Raw genomic sequence first — 16,644 nt, forward strand, 5'->3', positions numbered from 1 at the left:
GGCCGGGCCGGCGGCTCAGGCCAGGGGGGCGGTGGGGCCGTCCGGGTGGACGGCGCGCCCCTCGACCACCTCGGTCGCCAGGCGGGCGACGTCCTCGGCGGGCAGGCGGCGGTGGCCGTCCGCGGTGATCACGTCGACCAGGGGGAAGATCCTGCGGTGCAGGTCGGGGCCTCCGGTGGCGGAGTCGTCGTCGGCCGCGTCGTAGAGGGATTCCAGGGCGGCCTTGACGGCGTCCGTCTCCGTGAGGTCATCGCGGTAGAGCTTCTTGATGGAGCCCTTGGCGAAGACCGATCCGGAGCCGATGGAGTAGTAGCGCTGCTCCTCGTAGCGGCCGCCGGTCGCGTCGTAGCTGAAGACGCGGCCGCGGCCCTCGTTCTCGTCGTAGCCGACGAAGAGGGGGACCACGACGAAGCCCTGCATGGCCAGGCCGAGGTGGCCGCGGACCATCTGCGCGAGCTTGTTCGCCTTGCCCTCGAGGGAGAGCGAGCGGCCCTCCATCTTCTCGTAGTGCTCCAGTTCCACCTGGTAGAGACGGGCCAATTCGATACCGAAGCCGGCGGAGCCCGCAATGGCCACCGCGGAGAACTCGTCCGTTCGATAAACTTTTTCCATGTCGCGGTTGGCGATCACGTTGCCCTGGGTGGCGCGACGGTCGCCCGCGATCAGGACGCCCCCGGGGAAGGTCAGCGCGACGATCGTCGTCGCGTCGGGGGCGAGGTGCTCGGCGGCGGCCCCCTGCGCCTGTGCCGACAGTCCGTGGCCGGGCATCAGTTCAGGCCTGACCTCCCGGAGAAACTCGGTGAAGGACGAGGTCCCCGCACTCATGAAAGCGGCGGGCAACCCCTTGCCCTCGAACCCTTCGAACACGCGACTCCCTCCACTCGCGCCCCGCCCCGACGCGGGCGGGACGCCTCGTCCTCAGTCTTCTCGGATCAGACCCTAGCCGGGTCCGCGGCGGCGCCGACGGCATCGCCGGTGCGCTGTCAGCGAACCGCCGCGGGGCCGGGCCGCCGGGCTACTGTCCGCCCTTCTGCACGAACTGCCGGACGAAGTCCTCGGCGTTGCTCTCCAGCACGTCGTCGATCTCGTCGAGGATGTCGTCGACGTCCTCGTCCAGCTGGTCCTTGCGCTCCTGAACGTCGGCGGAGGCCTCGACCTCTTCTACCTCTTCGTCGCGGCGCGACGCGTGCTTCTGACCGCCGGTGTCCTTCGCCATACCTGCTACCTCCCGTTCGGGGCTCTCGCCCTTATCTTGGCCCAACACCGGGCACCTCAACCCACTTCCCGGAGCCCGATACCGGCTGGTTACCTCGAACCACTGGGCGTACGCGCGGCCGGAATCCGCACCGGCGGCCCCCGCTCCCGGGCGCGTCGCACCGTGACCGGCCGTCCCCGCGCGCCCGGGCGGGCGGTCGCCGCGGGAGCCCGGCCCTGCCGCGGCGCCGGTCGGACCGGGCGCTGCGGGCCGGTGCTCGGATGATCCCAGGTGGTGACCGAACGGAAAAGCGGGCATACCCGGGGCCACGAGCCCACAGGGCCCGCTCCCCCCGCCCCTTCCCACAAGGAAGTCACCCCCATGAAGCACTCCCCCGCTCTGGCCGCGCTGGGCCTGGCCGCCGCGATGCTCGCGTCGGCCGGCCCCGCGGCGGCCGACACCGTCGAGGACGCGCTGGTCCGGGACCTGGGCCTGACCGCCGAACAGGCGCACGGGCTGCCGCGGGCGCAGGCCCGGGCCGCGGAGATCGACGCCGCGGCCGCGGACCTGGACGCCTACGCCGGGTCGGTGTTCGACGTCCGGACGCGCGTGCTGACGGTCCACGTCACCGACGGGTCCGCCGTGGCCGCCGTCGAGGCGTTGGGCGCCGCGGCCGAGGTCGTCGACGGCGACCCGGACGGGGTCGTCCGCGCGCTGAACGCCGCCGAGCCCCCCGAGGGCGTCGTCGGCTGGTACCCCGAGGCCGACGCCGTCGTGGTGGAGGTCCTCCCCGGCTCCGGGGTCTCCGCCGCCGACCTGGGCGTGCCGGACGACGGGGTGCGCCTGGTCGAGGCCGCCCGGCCGTCGACCTACGGACGGATCATCGGCGGCCACCGGTTCACCGCCCACGGCGGCAGCTGCACCATCGGCTTCTCCGCGCGCGGCGACGGCGTCGAGGGCTTCCTGACCGCCGGCCACTGCGGCCGTCCCGGAGACGTCCTCCAGGGCCCCGACGGCCCCGTCGGCGTGTTCCGGCACTCGGTCTTCCCCGGCTCCGACGGCGCGTTCGTGCAGGTCTCCCCGCCGTGGGTGGTGACCAACCTGGTCGAGCGCTACAGCACCGCATACCTGGAGGTGGCGGGCTCCACGCCCGCCCCCGTGGGGTCGGCGCTGTGCATGTCCTCGCCGGCCTACGGCTGGCAGTGCGGCACCCTCCAGGCCCGCAACCAGACCGTGAGCTACCCCCAGGGGACCGTGCGCGGCCTGTTCCGGACGAACCTGTGCGCGGGCCCCGGGGACTCGGGCGCGCCCATCGTGGCCGGGGACCAGGCCCAGGGGATCGTCTCGGGCGGCTCCGGTTCGCCCGGGGGCGGGTGCACCACGTTCGGCCAGGAGGTGAACCCCCTGCTGGCGATGTGGGGGCTGACCCTGGTGACCTCGTGACGGCCCCCTTCCGGGAGTAGGCCCTCCGCGTCGGGGCCGGGCTGCGGCCCGGCCCCTCCTCCTTCCGGCCCCTCGCCCCGGCGCGCTCCCCGACCGTCCCGGCACCGGTCGCGCCCCCGCGGGCGGCGGCACCGTGACCTCGGTTGTTACCGCCGTGTAGCCACGCGGTCACGAAGGGGACGGGGTTCCCTGGCCGGATCCGGCCAGGGAACCCCCCTTGCGACGCCAGACTTTACGCGCAGGGTAACCGGGCGACTGCGGAAAAATACAGGTCGTTCAACATTCGACTACCAACAGCCACCGCGGGACCCCGTCTCATCGGATGATCCCCTTGCCACTTGGTCGCTTTCCGGAGAAAGCGGGTCTTTCCCTCGCCAAAGTGTCCACTTATGGTTTGGAATCGTTTACCGAGCGTCTCGGTGAGCTTCGCGGAGTGGACCAATCCCACTCCGCGGAAGGGCCGCCCGTCCCCACCGGAACGGGAGCCCATTCCCCCGTCAATCCCCCTGGAGAGTAGGGATCATGCGACCCTCCCCCGTTATCTCCGCCGTCGGAACGGGAGCCCTGGCCTTCGGCCTGGTGCTCGCCATGTCCCCCGGCGCCTACGCGGCGACCGCACCACAGACCCCCGTGGCCGATGACAGCGCCGCCACCATGCAGGAGGCACTGGCCCGCGACCTCGACCTGACCCAGGCCGAGGCCACCGAGCTCCTGGAGGCCCAGGAGGAAGCCCTGGACGTCGACGCCGAGGCGACCGAGGCCGCCGGCGACGCCTACGGCGGCTCGCTCTACGACATCGAGACCCAGGACCTCACCGTCCTGGTCACCAGCGCCGACGCCGTCGCGGCGGTCGAGGCGACCGGCGCGCAGGCCGAGGTCGTCGAGTACGGCACCGAGGGCCTGGCCGAGGTCGTCGAGGCCCTCGACGCGGCCGACGCCCCCGAGGGCGTCACCGGCTGGTACCCGGACGTCGCGAGCGACACCGTCGTCCTGGAGGTCCTGGAGGGCACCGACGTCGACGCGCTCCTGGCCGACGCCGACGTGGACGCCTCCGCCGTCGAGGTCGTCACCACCGACGAGGCCCCGCAGCTGTACGCGGACATCATCGGCGGCCTGGCCTACTACATGGGCGGCCGCTGCTCGGTCGGCTTCGCCGCCACCAACAGCGCCGGCCAGCCGGGCTTCGTCACCGCGGGCCACTGCGGCACCGTGGGCACCGGCGTGACCATCGGCAACGGCCGGGGCACCTTCGAGCGCTCGGTCTTCCCGGGCAACGACGCCGCGTTCGTGCGGGGCACCTCGAACTTCACCCTGACCAACCTGGTCAGCCGCTACAACGGCACCTACCAGTCCGTCACCGGCACCACCCAGGCGCCGATCGGGTCGGCGATCTGCCGCTCCGGCTCCACCACCGGCTGGCGCTGCGGGACCATCCAGGCCCGCAACCAGACGGTCCGCTACCCGCAGGGCACCGTGAACGCGCTCACCCGCACCAACGTGTGCGCCGAGCCCGGCGACTCCGGCGGTTCCTTCATCTCCGGCTCGCAGGCGCAGGGCGTCACCTCCGGCGGCTCCGGCAACTGCTCCAGCGGCGGCACCACCTACTACCAGGAGGTCCTGCCGATGGTGAACTCGTGGGGCGTGCGGATCCGCACCAGCTAGTCGTCCCGCCCACCCCCTCCCCCGGTGTCCCCGCCCGCGCGCACAGCGCGGGCGGGGACGCCCCCGTTCCCCCGCGGGTCCCCGGCCGGGAGGGCCCGCCCCTTTCCCGGACTCGGGGATGCGCGGGCCTCAGGCCCGGTGGACGACCTTCCCGTCCAGCACGGTCAGCCAGGCGTTCACCGAACGCAGCTCATCCGGGCCCAGCCCCTCGACGTCGCGGTCCAGGACCACGACGTCGGCCAGGTACCCCGGCCGGAGGGCGCCGAGCCGGTTCTCCATCCCCACCGCGTGGGCGGCGTCCAGGGTGTGCGCCCGCAGCGCCTCGTGCAGGGTGACCGCCTGGTCGGCGCCGATCTCGTCGCCCTCGCGGGTGGTGCGCCCCACCGCGTTGGCGATGGTGTCCATCGGGCGCAGGCTGGAGACGAACGCGTCGCTGGACAGCGCCGGGCGCAGGCCCAGGTCGAGTTCCTCGCGCATCGGCTGGAGCCGGTGGGCCCGGTCCCCCAGGCGGCGCAGGAAGTCGCGCCCGCTGTCGTAGAGGAAGTTGGGCTGGTTGACCGGGATGACCCCGTACTCGGTGAACCGCTTGGCCTGTTCCACCGTCGGGTACCCGCAGTGCTCCACCCGCGGGCGCGGGTCGGGCCCGGACACCTTCGCCGCCGACGCGATCGCGGCCAGGGTGTGCTCCATCGCGGCGTCGCCCTGGGTGTGGATCGCCACCTGCCAGCCCTCGCGGGCGGCCCGGGTCACCAGGTCCACCAGCTGGTCGGGGTGGTGGTACAGGCTCCCGGCGAACTGGCCCCGCTCGCCGTAGGGGACGGTGAACTTGGCGGTGCCGCCCAGCAGGGTGCCGTCGGAGTAGAACTTCATGCCGGTCAGGCGCAGCCAGTCGTCGCCGAACGGCGAGGCCAGCCCCGCCTGGGTGAGGGCGTCGAGCTGGTGGGACAGCGGCATGCCGAAGGTGCGCAGCGGCAGCGTCCCGGCGTCCCGCGCCGCCCGGTACACGCGCAGCTCGCGCGCCGACACCTGCGGGTCGCACACGGTGGTCACGCCGGCGGAGAGGTAGGGGCGGGCGGCGTCGGACAGCCAGCCCAGGAGGTGCTCGGTGGGCAGGTCGGTGTGGAAGTTGGGCCCGTGGCAGCCGATGTCGACGGCCAGCGGCAGCAGCAGCTCCATCGCGGCGTCGGTGACCATGCCGGTGAGGCGGCCGCCCTCGTCGCGCACGAACGAGCCGCCCGCCGGATCGGGCACGTCCTCGCCGATGCCGCTCCAGGCCAGGGCCGCGGAGTTGACGACGGCCTGGTGACCCGACACGTGGTAGACGATCACGGGGTGCTCGGTGGTGGCCGCGTCCAGGTCGCGGCGGGTGGGACGGCCCTCGGGGTACTTGGCGTCGTCCATGGAGAAGGCGCGGATCCACTGCCCGGCCGGGGTGCGGGCGGCCTCGGCGGCGATGGCGGCGACCAGCTCGGCGGCGCTGCCCACCCGGGGGTAGCGGGCGTCCACGGCGGCCAGGGACTCGGCGGTGGACAGCAGGTGGTTGTGCGGGTCGATGAACCCGGGCAGGACGGTGCGCCCGCCCGCGTCGATCTCGGTGGCACCGGGCCCGGCCGCGGCGCGGGCCTGCTCGGCCGTGCCGGCCAGGAGCACGCGCCCGTCGCGCACGGCCAGTGCCTCGGCGCGGGGGCGGGAGTCGTCCATGGTCAGGACGGCGGCATTGTGGATGAGCAGGCCGGACACGGCTTCCTCCTCGGTTCGGATACGGGTGGGAGCCCCGGGGCGGGCCGGAGGACGGCCGGCCCGCCCCGGGGAGACGGAAGAACGTCGATCGGTGCTTCCGGTTCGGGGGGTGCGGGGTGGTGCGGGCCGGCTCAGGCCGACGCGGACTCCAGCAGGTCGGCGTCGCGGTGCCGGGGCGCGTTGGCCAGGCAGATGATGCTGACCACCGCCATCGCCATCAGCAGGCCCGCCACCGGCAGGATGCTGCCGGTCGCCGCGTACAGCGCGGTGCAGGCCAGCGGCGACAGGCCGCCGAAGATCGCGCCGGCGACCTGGTAGGCGATGGAGATGCTGGTGTAGCGGGCCCGCGGCGGGTACATCTGCGCGAGCACCCGGGCGATCGGGCCGTAGACCGCGGCCATGGCCAAGCGCATCACGCACAGCGACAGGAAGATCAGGCCGACGCTGCCGGTCTCCAGGACCAGGAACTGCGGGATCGCCAGGACGATGACGCCGACCAGGCCGATGGTGACCACGCGGACGGTGCCGAAGCGGTCGCCCAGCCAGGACACCCCCAGGGTGGCGACCAGCTCCACGAACGCGGCCAGGCTCAGGCCGTTGAGGATGACCTGTTCGCTGATGCCGACCTCGGTGACCCCGTACCCCTGGAGGAAGGTGGTGACGATGTAGTAGCCGCCGACCGCGACCGGCAGGATCCCGATGCCCAGCAGCAGCGGCCGCCAGGAGGTGCGCAGCGCCTCGCGCACGGGCAGCTCGGTGGGCGCGTCCTTCTGCTGCGCGGCCTCGAAGACCGGGGACTCCTCCACCTTGAGGCGGATGAACAGGCCGACCAGGACCAGCAGCACCGACGCCAGGAACGGCAGGCGCCAGGCCCAGTCGTGGAGGGCGTCGGCGTTCCAGGCGGCGATGAGGCCGAACGAACCGGTGGCCAGCAGGGCGCCGGCCGGGTTGCCCAGCTGGGCGAAGGAGCCGTAGAAGGTCTTGCGGTCCTCGGGCGCGTGCTCGACCGCCATGAGGACGGCGCCGCCCCACTCGCCGCCGACGGCGATGCCCTGCACGAACCGCAGCACCACCAGGAGCAGCGGGGCGAGGAACCCGACCTGCTCGTAGGTGGGCAGCAGGCCGACGCAGAAGGTGGCCACGCCCATCATGAGCAGGGTGATGACCAGGGCCGACTTGCGGCCGAGCCGGTCGCCGTAGTGGCCGAAGACCAGGCCGCCCAGCGGCCGGGCGAAGAAGCCGACGGAGAAGGTCGCGAAGGAGGCCATCAGGCCCACGACCGGGTCCGTCCCGGCGGGGAAGAACTGGGTGGCGAAGACCAGGGCCGCGGCCGTGGCGTAGACGTAGAAGTCGAACCACTCGATGGTGGTGCCGACGAAGGCCGCCACGGCCGCACGCGCGGGGTGCGAGGACGTGGGGGCGGTCCGCTCTGACATGGGAACTCCGGTTGCGTGTGGCGCGATCGTCGGGCGCTGCTCAGGTGTTGTTGTGACCGTAGACACTCCCCTGTCACCGGCGCCGGGATGTTCCGCACAGGGCTTACCGTGACAAAAGTGCGGCGCGCACAGTCGGTCCCACCGCGCGCCGCCGGGACGCACGACCGGGACCCGGGAGCAGCCGTGAGCATCACCGTCCGCGACATCACCTCGGCACCGCACCTGGAGGTGCACGCCTCGGCCGGGTCCCCGGGGCTGGACCGGGTGGTGCGCTGGGCACACGTCACCGAACTGCCCGACCCGGTGCGCTGGCTGCGCGGCGGCGAGCTGGTGCTGACCGTGGGACTGGGCCTGGGGGCCGGCGAGGAGGAGCGGCGCGCCTATGTCCGGCGGCTGCACCGGGCGGGGTGTGCAGCGCTGGCCTTCGCCATCGACGTGTGGCTGGGCGGGACGATCCCGCCGGAGGTGCTGGACGAGGGCGACCGGCTCGGCTTCCCGGTGCTGCGGGTGGAGGGCGAGACGTCGTTCATCGCCGTGGTGGAGACCGTGGCCGACCACTACGCCGCCGAGCGGAGCAGGGAGCAGGGCAGGGTGCTGGCCGCCCAGGACGCGATGGCGCGGGCGGCGCTGCGCTCGGGGCCGGCGGGGGTGATGCACGAGCTGGCGTCGGCGGCGTCCGGGGAGTGCCTGCTGCTGGACCGCAACGGGATGACCAGCCGGGCCGTCCCGGACGCCGAGCCGGCCTGGCACGCGCCGGTGCGCGCCGCGGTGGCCGGGTCCGGCGGCACGCCGGGCATGCGGGTCCTGGCCGGGGACGGCCGGGGCGCGGCAGGCGCGGACGGCCCGGGCACCGCCGAGGCGGACGGCACGGGGACGGGCGGTGCAGCGGACGGCGAAGGGGTGATCCTGCTGCAGACGCTGGGCACCACCGGCCGGACGCTGGGGTGGCTGGCGCTGCGCTGCGCCGCCCCCTCCACGAGCGTGCGGGTGCTGGCCAACCACGCCGCGTCGCTGCTGGCGGTGGACCTGCTGCACTCGCGCGACGCGCGTCGGGCGATCTTCCGCGAACGCGCCCCGCTGCTGCGGGCCGCCGTGCTGGGCGGGCCGGTGGGCGTTCCGCTCACGCTTCCGCCCCCGCCCTGGGAGGTGGTCTGCTACCGGGCCGGCGGCGAGCGCGACCCCGCTCCGGGGGCGCCGAGCGCGCTGGACGCGGCGGCGGACGCCCTGGTGGACGTGCTCGGGGACACCGGTGCCGCGCAGAGCGCGGGGCTGTGCCCGCTGGACGGGGTACTGGTGGCGGTGCTGCCCGACACGGGCCGCCCGCACGCCGGGGAGCGCCTGCTCGCACTACTGCCGGGGGTGCCGGCGGCGGGGGCCTGCCGTGCGCGCGGGCCGGCCGACCTGGCCTCGGCGGTGTCCCGGGCCCGCGACGCGGTCCCCCCGCAGGGGTACCGGCACGTGGACGAGGCGGACGCCTGGGCTCTGCTGCGGTCGGCGGTCCCCGAGAGCGGGTCGCGGGCGTTCACCGAGGCCGTGCTGGGGCCGCTGCTGGAACACGACGTGCGCAACGGGACGGAGCTGGCGCACACCCTGCGGCACTACCTGGACTCCGGGGCGCAGGTGGAGGGGACCGCCCGGGACCTGGGGGTGCACCGCAACACGCTGCGGGCGCGGCTGCGCACCGCCGAGCGGGTGCTGGGCCGCCCGCTGTCCGATCCGCGGACCCGGCTGGAGCTGTGGACGGCGCTGAGCCTGCGCCCCCTGCGCTGCACCGACGGCACCTGGCACGACTGAGCGCCCACGGGGGGGCACCGGCGGTCCTCCCCGCCGCACGTGGGGAGGACCGCCGGCGGTCAGGCGGCGACGGTGTAGAGCCGTCCGGAGTGGGCGTCGGTCTCGATCTCGTCGACGAAGGCGACGGCGTAGTCGGCGTCGCTGAGCCGGCTGCGCCCGTGCTCGTCGGTGAGGACGACGTCGCCGCCGGTCCGGTAGCGGCCGGTGCGCTCGCCCTCGCTGACGAGTTCGACCGGCGGGGCCAGGTAGGTCCACCGCAGGTCGAGGCTGATCTGGTAGAGGAAGTAGGCGCGTTCCAGGGAGCGCGCCAGGTCGCGCAGGGGGCCGCGGGCCATCCTGCTCTGCCAGTAGGTGGCGGTCCTGGACTCGTCGGCGTACAGGTGTCCGTGGCTGCCGGCCACGAGGAGCCGCACGGAGGTTCCGGTGAGCAGCGAGATCAGGTGGCGGTCGACCTCTATGTGGTCGCGTTCGCGGCCCACCTGGGCCTGGTGGGCGTTGACGAGGACGTCCAGGCCGTCGAGGTCGCCGTAGCCGATCTCCAGGGGGTCGCGGCGGATGTCGCACACGTCGTGCCCTCGCTGACGGGCTTCGGCGGCGATGAGCGCTCCGATGCCCGCGGTCGCGCCGATGACACCGATCCGCAGGGAAGTGGCGTTGTCTTGCATGGCGGGTCCTTAGGGACAGGTGCTGTGACCCGGTGCGGGGCCGTCGAACCCGAAGGGACGGCCCCCACCGAGGAGAATGAAGTGACGGAGAGGTCTCCGCCACGTACACAGAACTTACCGGAGAGGTCTCCGCCAGGCAATCCCGAAAACCTGTGACGCGAGCCGCAGCACCCCCGGGAAACATCGTCTGAACTGGGATGACAAGAAATCGAAATATCGGCTAACCTATGACGGAGAGATCTCCGCCAACGAAGGACCACGACCGTGTCGACCAAGCGCGTCGAGCAGCTGCACGCCCAGGGCGTCCGCACGCGCGCCCACCTGCTGGAGACCGCCCGCGAGGCGTTCTCCACGTGCAGTGACGCCTCCCTGAACTCCATCGCCAAGAAGGCCGGGGTGGGCATCGGCACCCTGTACCGGCACTTCCCCACCCGCGAGGACCTGGTCTTCGAGCTGTACCGCGCCGAGGTGCAGCAGATGGCGCAGGCCGCCGACGACCTGCTCGACGAGCACCCGCCGCTGGACGCCTTCAAGCTGTGGCTCACCCGGTTCGCCCGCTACGCCATGACCAAGGCCGGCCTCATCGGGGCGCTCCAGAGCGCCACCAGCAGGGGCCGGTTCGCCCAGGAGGCCCGGGGACCGCTCACCTCCGCGCTCCAGCGGCTGCTCGACGCCAACCGCGCCGCCGGGACCCTGCGCGAGGACCTCGAACCCGACGACGTACTGCTGGCGATCGCCGGGCTGTACCAGCTCGACCCGGCGGGCGACTGGGAGCCGCGCGCCAGGCGCCTCCTCGAACTCGTCTGCCTGGGCCTGTGCCGCCGGGACACCGTCCTGCCGGGCGGGACCGTACGGGCCTGACCCCGCGCCCCGGCGGGGCGGTCAGGGCAGGATCGAGTCCACGTAGCCGCCGTCCACCCGCAGGGCGCCGCCCGTGGTGGCCGAGGCCAGCGGCGAGGCGAGGTAGACGACCATGTTCGCGATCTCCTCGGGCTCGATGAGCCGCTGGATCAGGGACATCGGGCGGTGCTCGCGCATGAACACCCGCTGCGCCTCCTCCCAGGGCAGGTCCCGGTCCACCAGCTCGTAGACGAAGTCCTCGACCCCGCCGGTGTGCGTGGGCCCGGCGATGACGGAGTTGACGGTGACCCCGGACCCGGCGGCCTCCTTGGCGAAGCCGCGGGTGACCGAGAGCAGGGCGGTCTTGGTCATGCCGTAGTGGATCATCTCGGCGGGGACCACCACCGCCGAGTCGCTGGCGATGTTGAGGACGCGCCCCCAGGAGCGCTCCACCATGCCGGGCAGGTAGGCCCGGGTCGTGCGCACCGCGGTCAGGACGTTGACCTCGAAGTAGCGGCGCCACTCCTCGTCGGTGATCTCCAGGGCGGGGCGGGCGCCGAAGACGCCCAGGTTGTTGACCAGGACGTCCACGGCGGGGACGGCGTCCAGGACGCGCCGCAGGCCGCCGTCGTCGGCCAGGTCGCCGGGGGCGGCGACCAGGTCGGCTCCGGGGTGCTCGGCGGCGATGCGCTCCAGCGCGCGGTCCACGGTCTCCGGGCTGCGCCCGTTGACCGCGACCCGCGCCCCGGCGCGGACCAGGCCGGTCGCGATCGCCGAGCCGATGCCCTGGGTGGATCCGGTGACCAGCGCCGTCTTCCCGGTGAGGTCGATCTGCATGGTGCGCCCTTCGTCGGAGTCGGGAACGAAGATATTTGCACACGCGCTCTAAGCGCAAGGGCACATAACCGGCGTGTCGCCCGTACCGGGCGGTCAGGCCCGGACGGCGGCGACGGCCTCGTCCCAGAGGTCTTCGAGGGGGACCGCCCCGTCGACGCGGAGCCAGGTGTCCGTGGCGACGTCGATACAGGTGAGCGCGGTGGCGATGATCGCGGCGGCACGGTGGTCGGCGCTCACCCCGTCGAGGCCGTGCGCCTCGCGCAGGCGCCGGGCCAGCTCGGGGACCAGGACCTCCTGCCAGGCGAGGTGCTTCTCCAGGCTGCGGGCGCGCAGCGACGGGGTCCCGTGCAGCATCCGCCCGATGCGCAGCTCCTCCTCGGGGCCGCCGGAGGACTCCTCGCGCAGCGCCATCAGCGCGGCCCGCACCGCCGCCCAGGGCTCCTCCCCGGAGGGGCGCGCGGCCAGCGCCGCGCCGATGCGGTGCCCCCGCTCGATCATGTCGCCCAGGACCACGTCCTCCTTGGTCGCGAAGTAGCGGAAGAAGGAGCGGCGGGAGATCCCGGCGGCCTCGGCGATCTGGTCGACGGTGGTCTCTTCGAAGCCCTGGTCCAGGAAGAGCGCCATCCCGGCCTCGGCGATCTCGCGGTGGACCGCGCGGCGCGTGCGCTCCCGCAGGCCGGGGGTCGGTTCTCCGGTCGTCATCCCGCCAGCCTACAAGGAAAGGCACCCAGGAGCGATCTTGACACCGAGTGTCATACATGGCGTAGGGTGTCGACATGACCCTTGATCATGCCTCCCAGACCACACTCATCACCGGTGCCAGCTCCGGCATCGGCGCGGCCCTGGCCCGCCTGCTCGCCGCACGCGGCTCCGGCCTGGTGCTCGTCGCCCGCCGCGCCGAACGGCTGGAGGCCCTGGCCGCCGAACTGCGCGGGGCGCACGGCGTCCGCGTGGAGACCGTCTCGGCCGACCTCGGCCGCCCGGGCGCGGGCCGGGACCTGGCCGCCGAGGTCGACCGCCGCGGCATCCGCGTGACGAGCCTGGTCAACAACGCGGGGATCGGCGCCGACGGCGCGTTCGCCGAACAGGACCCCGACGAACTGGAGGCGCTGCTCGCGCTCAACGTGACCGCGCCGGTGGACGTGTCACGGGCGTTCATCGGGCGGTTGGACCCGGGCGGCTACCTGGTCAACATCGCGAGCATGGCCGCCTACCAGCCGATCCCGGGGATGGCGGTGTACGCGGCGAGCAAGGCGTTCGTGCTGAGCTTCACCGAGGCGCTGTGGTGGGAGACCCGCGGGAGCGGTCCGCGCACCCTGGCGTTCTCGCCGGGCCTGACCCGCACGGAGTTCTTCGACGGGATCGGCACCGAGGGGTACCCGGGGGACTTCCGGACGCCCGAGCAGGTCGCCGCGGCGCTGGTGCGCGTCCTGGACCGGCGCCGGTCGGCCCCCAGCGCGCTGTCGCGGGCGGCCGACGCCGCCGCCCCGTTCCTGCTCCGGCTGTTCAGCCGCCGGTCGGCCGTCCTGACCACCGCCCGCGTCGCCGGTTCGGCGGACCTGGTGCGCAAGAATCGCCCCGCGGCGGTGTGAGCCCGGGGCCGGTCAGCCGGCGGACGGGGGGACGCGGTCGGCGGGGAAGCCGCCGGTGGCGATCGGGCCCCAGCGCCGCGGGGTCACCCGGACCAGCGCCTTGCCCTGGCGGCGCATCGCCTCCCGGTACTCCGCCCAGTCCGGGTGCTCGCCCGCGATCACGCGGAAGTACTCCACCAGCGGCTCGACGGCCTCCTCGCCGTCCAGCACCTCGGCCTCCCCGTCCACCTGCACCCAGGCGCCGCCGAAGTCGTCGGACAGCACCACCACGCTCACCCGGGGGTCGCGCGCGGCGTTGCGGGCCTTGGCCCGCTCCGGGTACGTGGAGACGACGATCCGCCCCTGCCCGTCGACACCGCAGGTCACCGGGGACGCCTGCGGCCCGCCGTCGCCGCGGCGGGTGATCAGCAGCGCGTTGTGCCGGGGCCGCACGAACTCCAGCAGCCCGGCCAGGTCGACGGTGGTGTTGGTCGCGATCGAAGGACTCATGGGCCTCTCTCCTCAGCGGGAACGGGCCCAGCCTATCCCCGCGGGCCCCGGCCGTTCCGGGTCCCGCGCGGCCGCCCTATAGTCGGCTGCGTGCTTCCCGTCGTATGGCTGCTCGGCGCCTCGGGGGTGGGCAAGTCCACCGTCGGGTACCGCATGCTGTCCGCGGCCGCGGACGCGGGCGTGACGGCCGCGTTCGTGGACGCCGACCAGCTCCGGCTGGCCGCCGGGGTGACGGCCACGGAGACCGGGCTGATCGCCTCCGCCCTGCCCGCCCTGTCCCGCGGGTACCGCGCGCACGGAGCGGAGGTGCTGGTCGTGGCCGGGCAGGCCGACGGCCCCGGCCACCTCGCACGGCTGCTGCCCGGCGTCCCGCGCGACCGGGTCCTGGCCGTGCACCTGGACGCGGACGCGGACACGATCCGCGAGCGGGTACGGCGCCGCGGATGGCTCGTCGGACTCGCCGACGAGGCCGCGGAGCACGCCGCCCGGCTCGACCCGGGCGCCGCCGACGTGCACGTGGACACGGTCGGCCGCTCCCCCGCCGACATCGCCGCGCAGGTCGCCGCCGCGGCGCTCGGCGGACCGCTCCGGACCACCGCCGACGACGACGCGCCCGCCCCCGGGGCGGCACCGCGGCGTACCGCCGTGGTCACCGGCCCCGGCGGGGCCGGCCTCTCCACGGCCGGGTTCGGGGCGTTCTCCCGGATCGCGCGCGCCGGCGAAGCCGTGGGGTACCTCGACGCCCACCAGCTCGGGTTCCTCGGAACGCGCACCCGCGCGGACCGCCTCGCGCCCCTGCGCGCGGCGAACACCCGCGTGGCCGCAGCGAACCTGGCCCGCGGCGGCGCCGGGACCGTCCTGGTCAGCGGCGACCCCCGCACCGCCCGGCTCCTCCGACGCCTGTGGGACCCCGGGGGCGTGGCGGTGTTCTGGCTGCACGCCTCCCCCGCCGTCCTCGCCGAGCGCATCACCCGGCGCGCCCGCGGCGACGGGCCCGCCATCCCCGGCGACCACCGCGCCGGCCTGAGCGGCCCCGCCCTGAGCGCGGCCGTCGACGCCGCGGTCCGGGAGAGCAGGCTGCCGCGGCCCTCGGGCGCCCGCGTCATCGACACCGACGGCCTGGACGCCGCGCAGGTCGCCGCCGCCATCGCCGCGGCCCTTCCCTGACGGTGGCGGCGCGCCCGCCGCGCACACCCCCGGACCGCGGAGGTCACCGCTCTCTCCGATCAGCGGCCGGATCCGTCCCCGCAGGAGCGGGGCCACCGGTTCGGGCCGCGCGACCGATGGTGTGCGATCGGACCACCTCCGCGTGAACGGGGCACGGGGCGGGGGCGGCGCGCCGTCCCCGCCCCGCCGCGCGCCCGCGGTCAGCGGCCGCCCGACAGCACCGCCACCAGGTCGGCCGCCGTAGGCGAGGCGTCCAGCAGCTTCCCCACGTGCTCCTTCGTCCCGCGGCGGGGCTCCAGGGTGGGCACCCGCTGGAGCGAGTCGTAGCCCGGCAGGTCGAAGATCACCGAGTCCCACGACGCCGCCGCCACCGAGTCCGCGTACTTGGCCAGGCACCGGCCGCGGAAGTACGCCCGGGTGTCCTCCGGCGGCTCGGTGACCGCCCGCTGCACCTGGGGCTCCTCCAGCAGCCGCTTGACCCGCCCGCGCGCCGCCAGCCGGTTGTAGATCCCCTTGTCCGGCCGCACGTCCGAGTACTGCAGGTCCACCAGCTGCAGCCGCGGGTGCGACCAGTCCAGCCCGTCCCGGGAGCGGTACCCCTCCAGCACCTTGAGCTTGGCCACCCAGTCCAGCTCGTCGGCCAGGTCCATCGGGTCGTTGCCCAGCCGGGTCAGCGCCGACTCCCACCGGTCCAGCACGTCGGCGGTGTCGGGGTCCACGTCCGTGCCGTAGCGGTCCTCCACGTACTTGCGCGCCTGGTCCAGGTACTCGCCCTGGAGCTCCAGCGCGGTCATCCGGCGCCCGTCGCGCAGCTTCACGCGGTGCGCCAGCGTCGGGTCGTGGGACACCGCCCGCAGGTCGGCGACCGGGGTCTCCAGGGACAGGTCCACGCTGATGAACCCGTCCTCGATCATCGACAGCACCAGCGACGTCGTCCCCAGCTTGAGGTAGGTGGAGATCTCGCTCATGTTGGCGTCGCCGATGATCACGTGCAGCCGCCGGTACTTGTCCGGGTCGGCGTGCGGTTCGTCCCGCGTGTTGATGATGGGACGCTTCAGCGTGGTCTCCAGCCCCACCTCGACCTCGAAGAAGTCGGCGCGCTGGGAGAGCTGGAAGCCGGTCCCCTGCCCGTCGGAGCCGATGCCCACCTTGCCCGCGCCCACCACCACCTGGCGGGACACGAAGAACGGGACGAGGTGGCGCACGATGTCGCCGAACGGCGTCGACCGCTGCATCAGGTAGTTCTCGTGGCAGCCGTAGGACGCGCCTTTGTTGTCCGTGTTGTTCTTGTACAGCTGGATGGGCTCGATCCCCGGCGTGGCCCCCGCCCGGGCGGCCGCGTCCGCCATCACCCTCTCGCCAGCCTTGTCCCACAGCACCGCGTCGCGCGGGTTGGTGACCTCGGGCGCCGAGTACTCGGGGTGGGCGTGGTCCACGTACAGCCGCGCCCCGTTGGTGAGGATGACGTTGGCCAGCCCCAGATCCTCGTCGGTGAGCTGCGTGGGGTCGGCCACCTCACGCGCCAGGTCGAAGCCGCGCGCGTCGCGCAGCGGGTTCTCCTCCTCGAAGTCCCATCGTGCCCGTCGCGCCCGGGCCGCCGAGGCGGCCAGATAGGCGTTGACCACCTGGGTTGAGGTGACCATCGCGTTGGCCCCGGGGTTGCCCGGCACGGAGATCCCGTACTCGGTCTCGATACCCATAATCCGCCGCACACTCATGGTGAAGAGATTATCCACCGGGGGCCGGTCTTGAACGCTTCCGCGTCGATTGTGGCCCAAGCGCCG

At 73.9% G+C, this 16,644-nt stretch carries 15 protein-coding genes; 6 read left to right on the top strand and 9 right to left on the bottom strand.

From position 1 onward, the window contains the following. Positions 1 to 15 precede the first annotated feature (15 nt). Together prcB and ABZ249_RS00415 are read right to left on the bottom strand one after the other, a co-directional pair. Entirely contained in the window at positions 16 to 867 is an 852-nt protein-coding gene (gene prcB / locus ABZ249_RS00410) for a proteasome subunit beta (RefSeq protein WP_355255132.1), read from the bottom strand. A 148-nt stretch (positions 868 to 1,015) separates the two neighbouring features. Beyond that, positions 1,016 to 1,216: a ubiquitin-like protein Pup gene (locus ABZ249_RS00415; RefSeq protein ID WP_220562119.1), complete on the bottom strand. Its 201-nt coding sequence runs from the start codon at positions 1,214 to 1,216 to the stop codon at positions 1,016 to 1,018. Between the two features lie 360 nt (positions 1,217 to 1,576). Between ABZ249_RS00415 and ABZ249_RS00420 the strand changes: the two genes are divergently transcribed. Continuing rightward, the gene (locus ABZ249_RS00420) at positions 1,577 to 2,638 is read left to right on the top strand and encodes a S1 family peptidase (protein ID WP_355255135.1); all 1,062 of its coding nucleotides are present in this window, start codon (positions 1,577 to 1,579) and stop codon (positions 2,636 to 2,638) included. A gap of 522 nt (positions 2,639 to 3,160) precedes the next feature. Next, a complete protein-coding gene (locus ABZ249_RS00425; RefSeq protein ID WP_355255138.1) occupies positions 3,161 to 4,300 on the top strand; it encodes a S1 family peptidase in 1,140 nt (379 codons plus the stop codon). 129 nt (positions 4,301 to 4,429) lie between these two features. On the opposite strand, the gene ABZ249_RS00430 is transcribed toward ABZ249_RS00425, so the two are convergent. Together ABZ249_RS00430 and ABZ249_RS00435 are read right to left on the bottom strand one after the other, a co-directional pair. Continuing rightward, the gene (locus ABZ249_RS00430) at positions 4,430 to 6,040 is read right to left on the bottom strand and encodes an amidohydrolase (protein WP_355255141.1); all 1,611 of its coding nucleotides are present in this window, start codon (positions 6,038 to 6,040) and stop codon (positions 4,430 to 4,432) included. 131 nt (positions 6,041 to 6,171) lie between these two features. Next, on the bottom strand, positions 6,172 to 7,476 hold the full coding sequence (locus ABZ249_RS00435; RefSeq protein WP_355255144.1) for an MFS transporter: 1,305 nt from the start codon (positions 7,474 to 7,476) through the stop codon (positions 6,172 to 6,174). A 183-nt stretch (positions 7,477 to 7,659) separates the two neighbouring features. On the opposite strand from ABZ249_RS00435, the gene ABZ249_RS00440 reads away from it, so the two are divergent. Next, on the top strand, positions 7,660 to 9,270 hold the full coding sequence (locus ABZ249_RS00440) for a PucR family transcriptional regulator ligand-binding domain-containing protein (protein WP_355255146.1): 1,611 nt from the start codon (positions 7,660 to 7,662) through the stop codon (positions 9,268 to 9,270). A gap of 59 nt (positions 9,271 to 9,329) precedes the next feature. On the opposite strand, the gene ABZ249_RS00445 is transcribed toward ABZ249_RS00440, so the two are convergent. Further along, positions 9,330 to 9,935 (bottom strand): hypothetical protein, encoded by a 606-nt coding sequence (locus tag ABZ249_RS00445; RefSeq protein ID WP_355255149.1) that lies wholly within the window; start codon positions 9,933 to 9,935, stop codon positions 9,330 to 9,332. A gap of 264 nt (positions 9,936 to 10,199) precedes the next feature. Here ABZ249_RS00445 and ABZ249_RS00450 point away from each other — a divergent pair, with 264 nt between their 5' ends. Next, positions 10,200 to 10,796 carry a TetR/AcrR family transcriptional regulator gene (locus tag ABZ249_RS00450; protein ID WP_220562126.1) on the top strand — a complete coding sequence of 199 codons (597 nt, stop codon included), beginning with the start codon at positions 10,200 to 10,202 and terminating at the stop codon, positions 10,794 to 10,796. A 21-nt stretch (positions 10,797 to 10,817) separates the two neighbouring features. Here ABZ249_RS00450 and ABZ249_RS00455 read toward each other — a convergent pair whose 3' ends face one another. Together ABZ249_RS00455 and ABZ249_RS00460 are read right to left on the bottom strand one after the other, a co-directional pair. Then, complete coding sequence (locus ABZ249_RS00455) at positions 10,818 to 11,612, bottom strand: SDR family oxidoreductase (RefSeq protein WP_355255152.1); 795 nt, start codon at positions 11,610 to 11,612, stop codon at positions 10,818 to 10,820. 93 nt (positions 11,613 to 11,705) lie between these two features. Next, positions 11,706 to 12,314 (bottom strand): helix-turn-helix domain-containing protein, encoded by a 609-nt coding sequence (locus ABZ249_RS00460; RefSeq protein WP_355255155.1) that lies wholly within the window; start codon positions 12,312 to 12,314, stop codon positions 11,706 to 11,708. A gap of 74 nt (positions 12,315 to 12,388) precedes the next feature. Between ABZ249_RS00460 and ABZ249_RS00465 the strand changes: the two genes are divergently transcribed. Next, on the top strand, positions 12,389 to 13,204 hold the full coding sequence (locus tag ABZ249_RS00465) for an SDR family NAD(P)-dependent oxidoreductase (RefSeq protein ID WP_355255158.1): 816 nt from the start codon (positions 12,389 to 12,391) through the stop codon (positions 13,202 to 13,204). A 12-nt stretch (positions 13,205 to 13,216) separates the two neighbouring features. Here ABZ249_RS00465 and ABZ249_RS00470 read toward each other — a convergent pair whose 3' ends face one another. After that, entirely contained in the window at positions 13,217 to 13,693 is a 477-nt protein-coding gene (locus ABZ249_RS00470; RefSeq protein WP_220562130.1) for a PPOX class F420-dependent oxidoreductase, read from the bottom strand. A 90-nt stretch (positions 13,694 to 13,783) separates the two neighbouring features. On the opposite strand from ABZ249_RS00470, the gene ABZ249_RS00475 reads away from it, so the two are divergent. Next, complete coding sequence (locus ABZ249_RS00475) at positions 13,784 to 14,860, top strand: hypothetical protein (protein WP_355255163.1); 1,077 nt, start codon at positions 13,784 to 13,786, stop codon at positions 14,858 to 14,860. 200 nt (positions 14,861 to 15,060) lie between these two features. Here the strand turns inward: ABZ249_RS00475 and dop are convergent, their stop codons facing one another. Beyond that, a complete protein-coding gene (gene dop, locus ABZ249_RS00480) occupies positions 15,061 to 16,578 on the bottom strand; it encodes a depupylase/deamidase Dop (protein ID WP_355255166.1) in 1,518 nt (505 codons plus the stop codon). Positions 16,579 to 16,644 lie beyond the last annotated feature (66 nt).

It is taken from the genome of Nocardiopsis sp. NPDC006139 (assembly GCF_040614155.1).
Taxonomy (GTDB): domain Bacteria; phylum Actinomycetota; class Actinomycetes; order Streptosporangiales; family Streptosporangiaceae; genus Nocardiopsis; species Nocardiopsis changdeensis.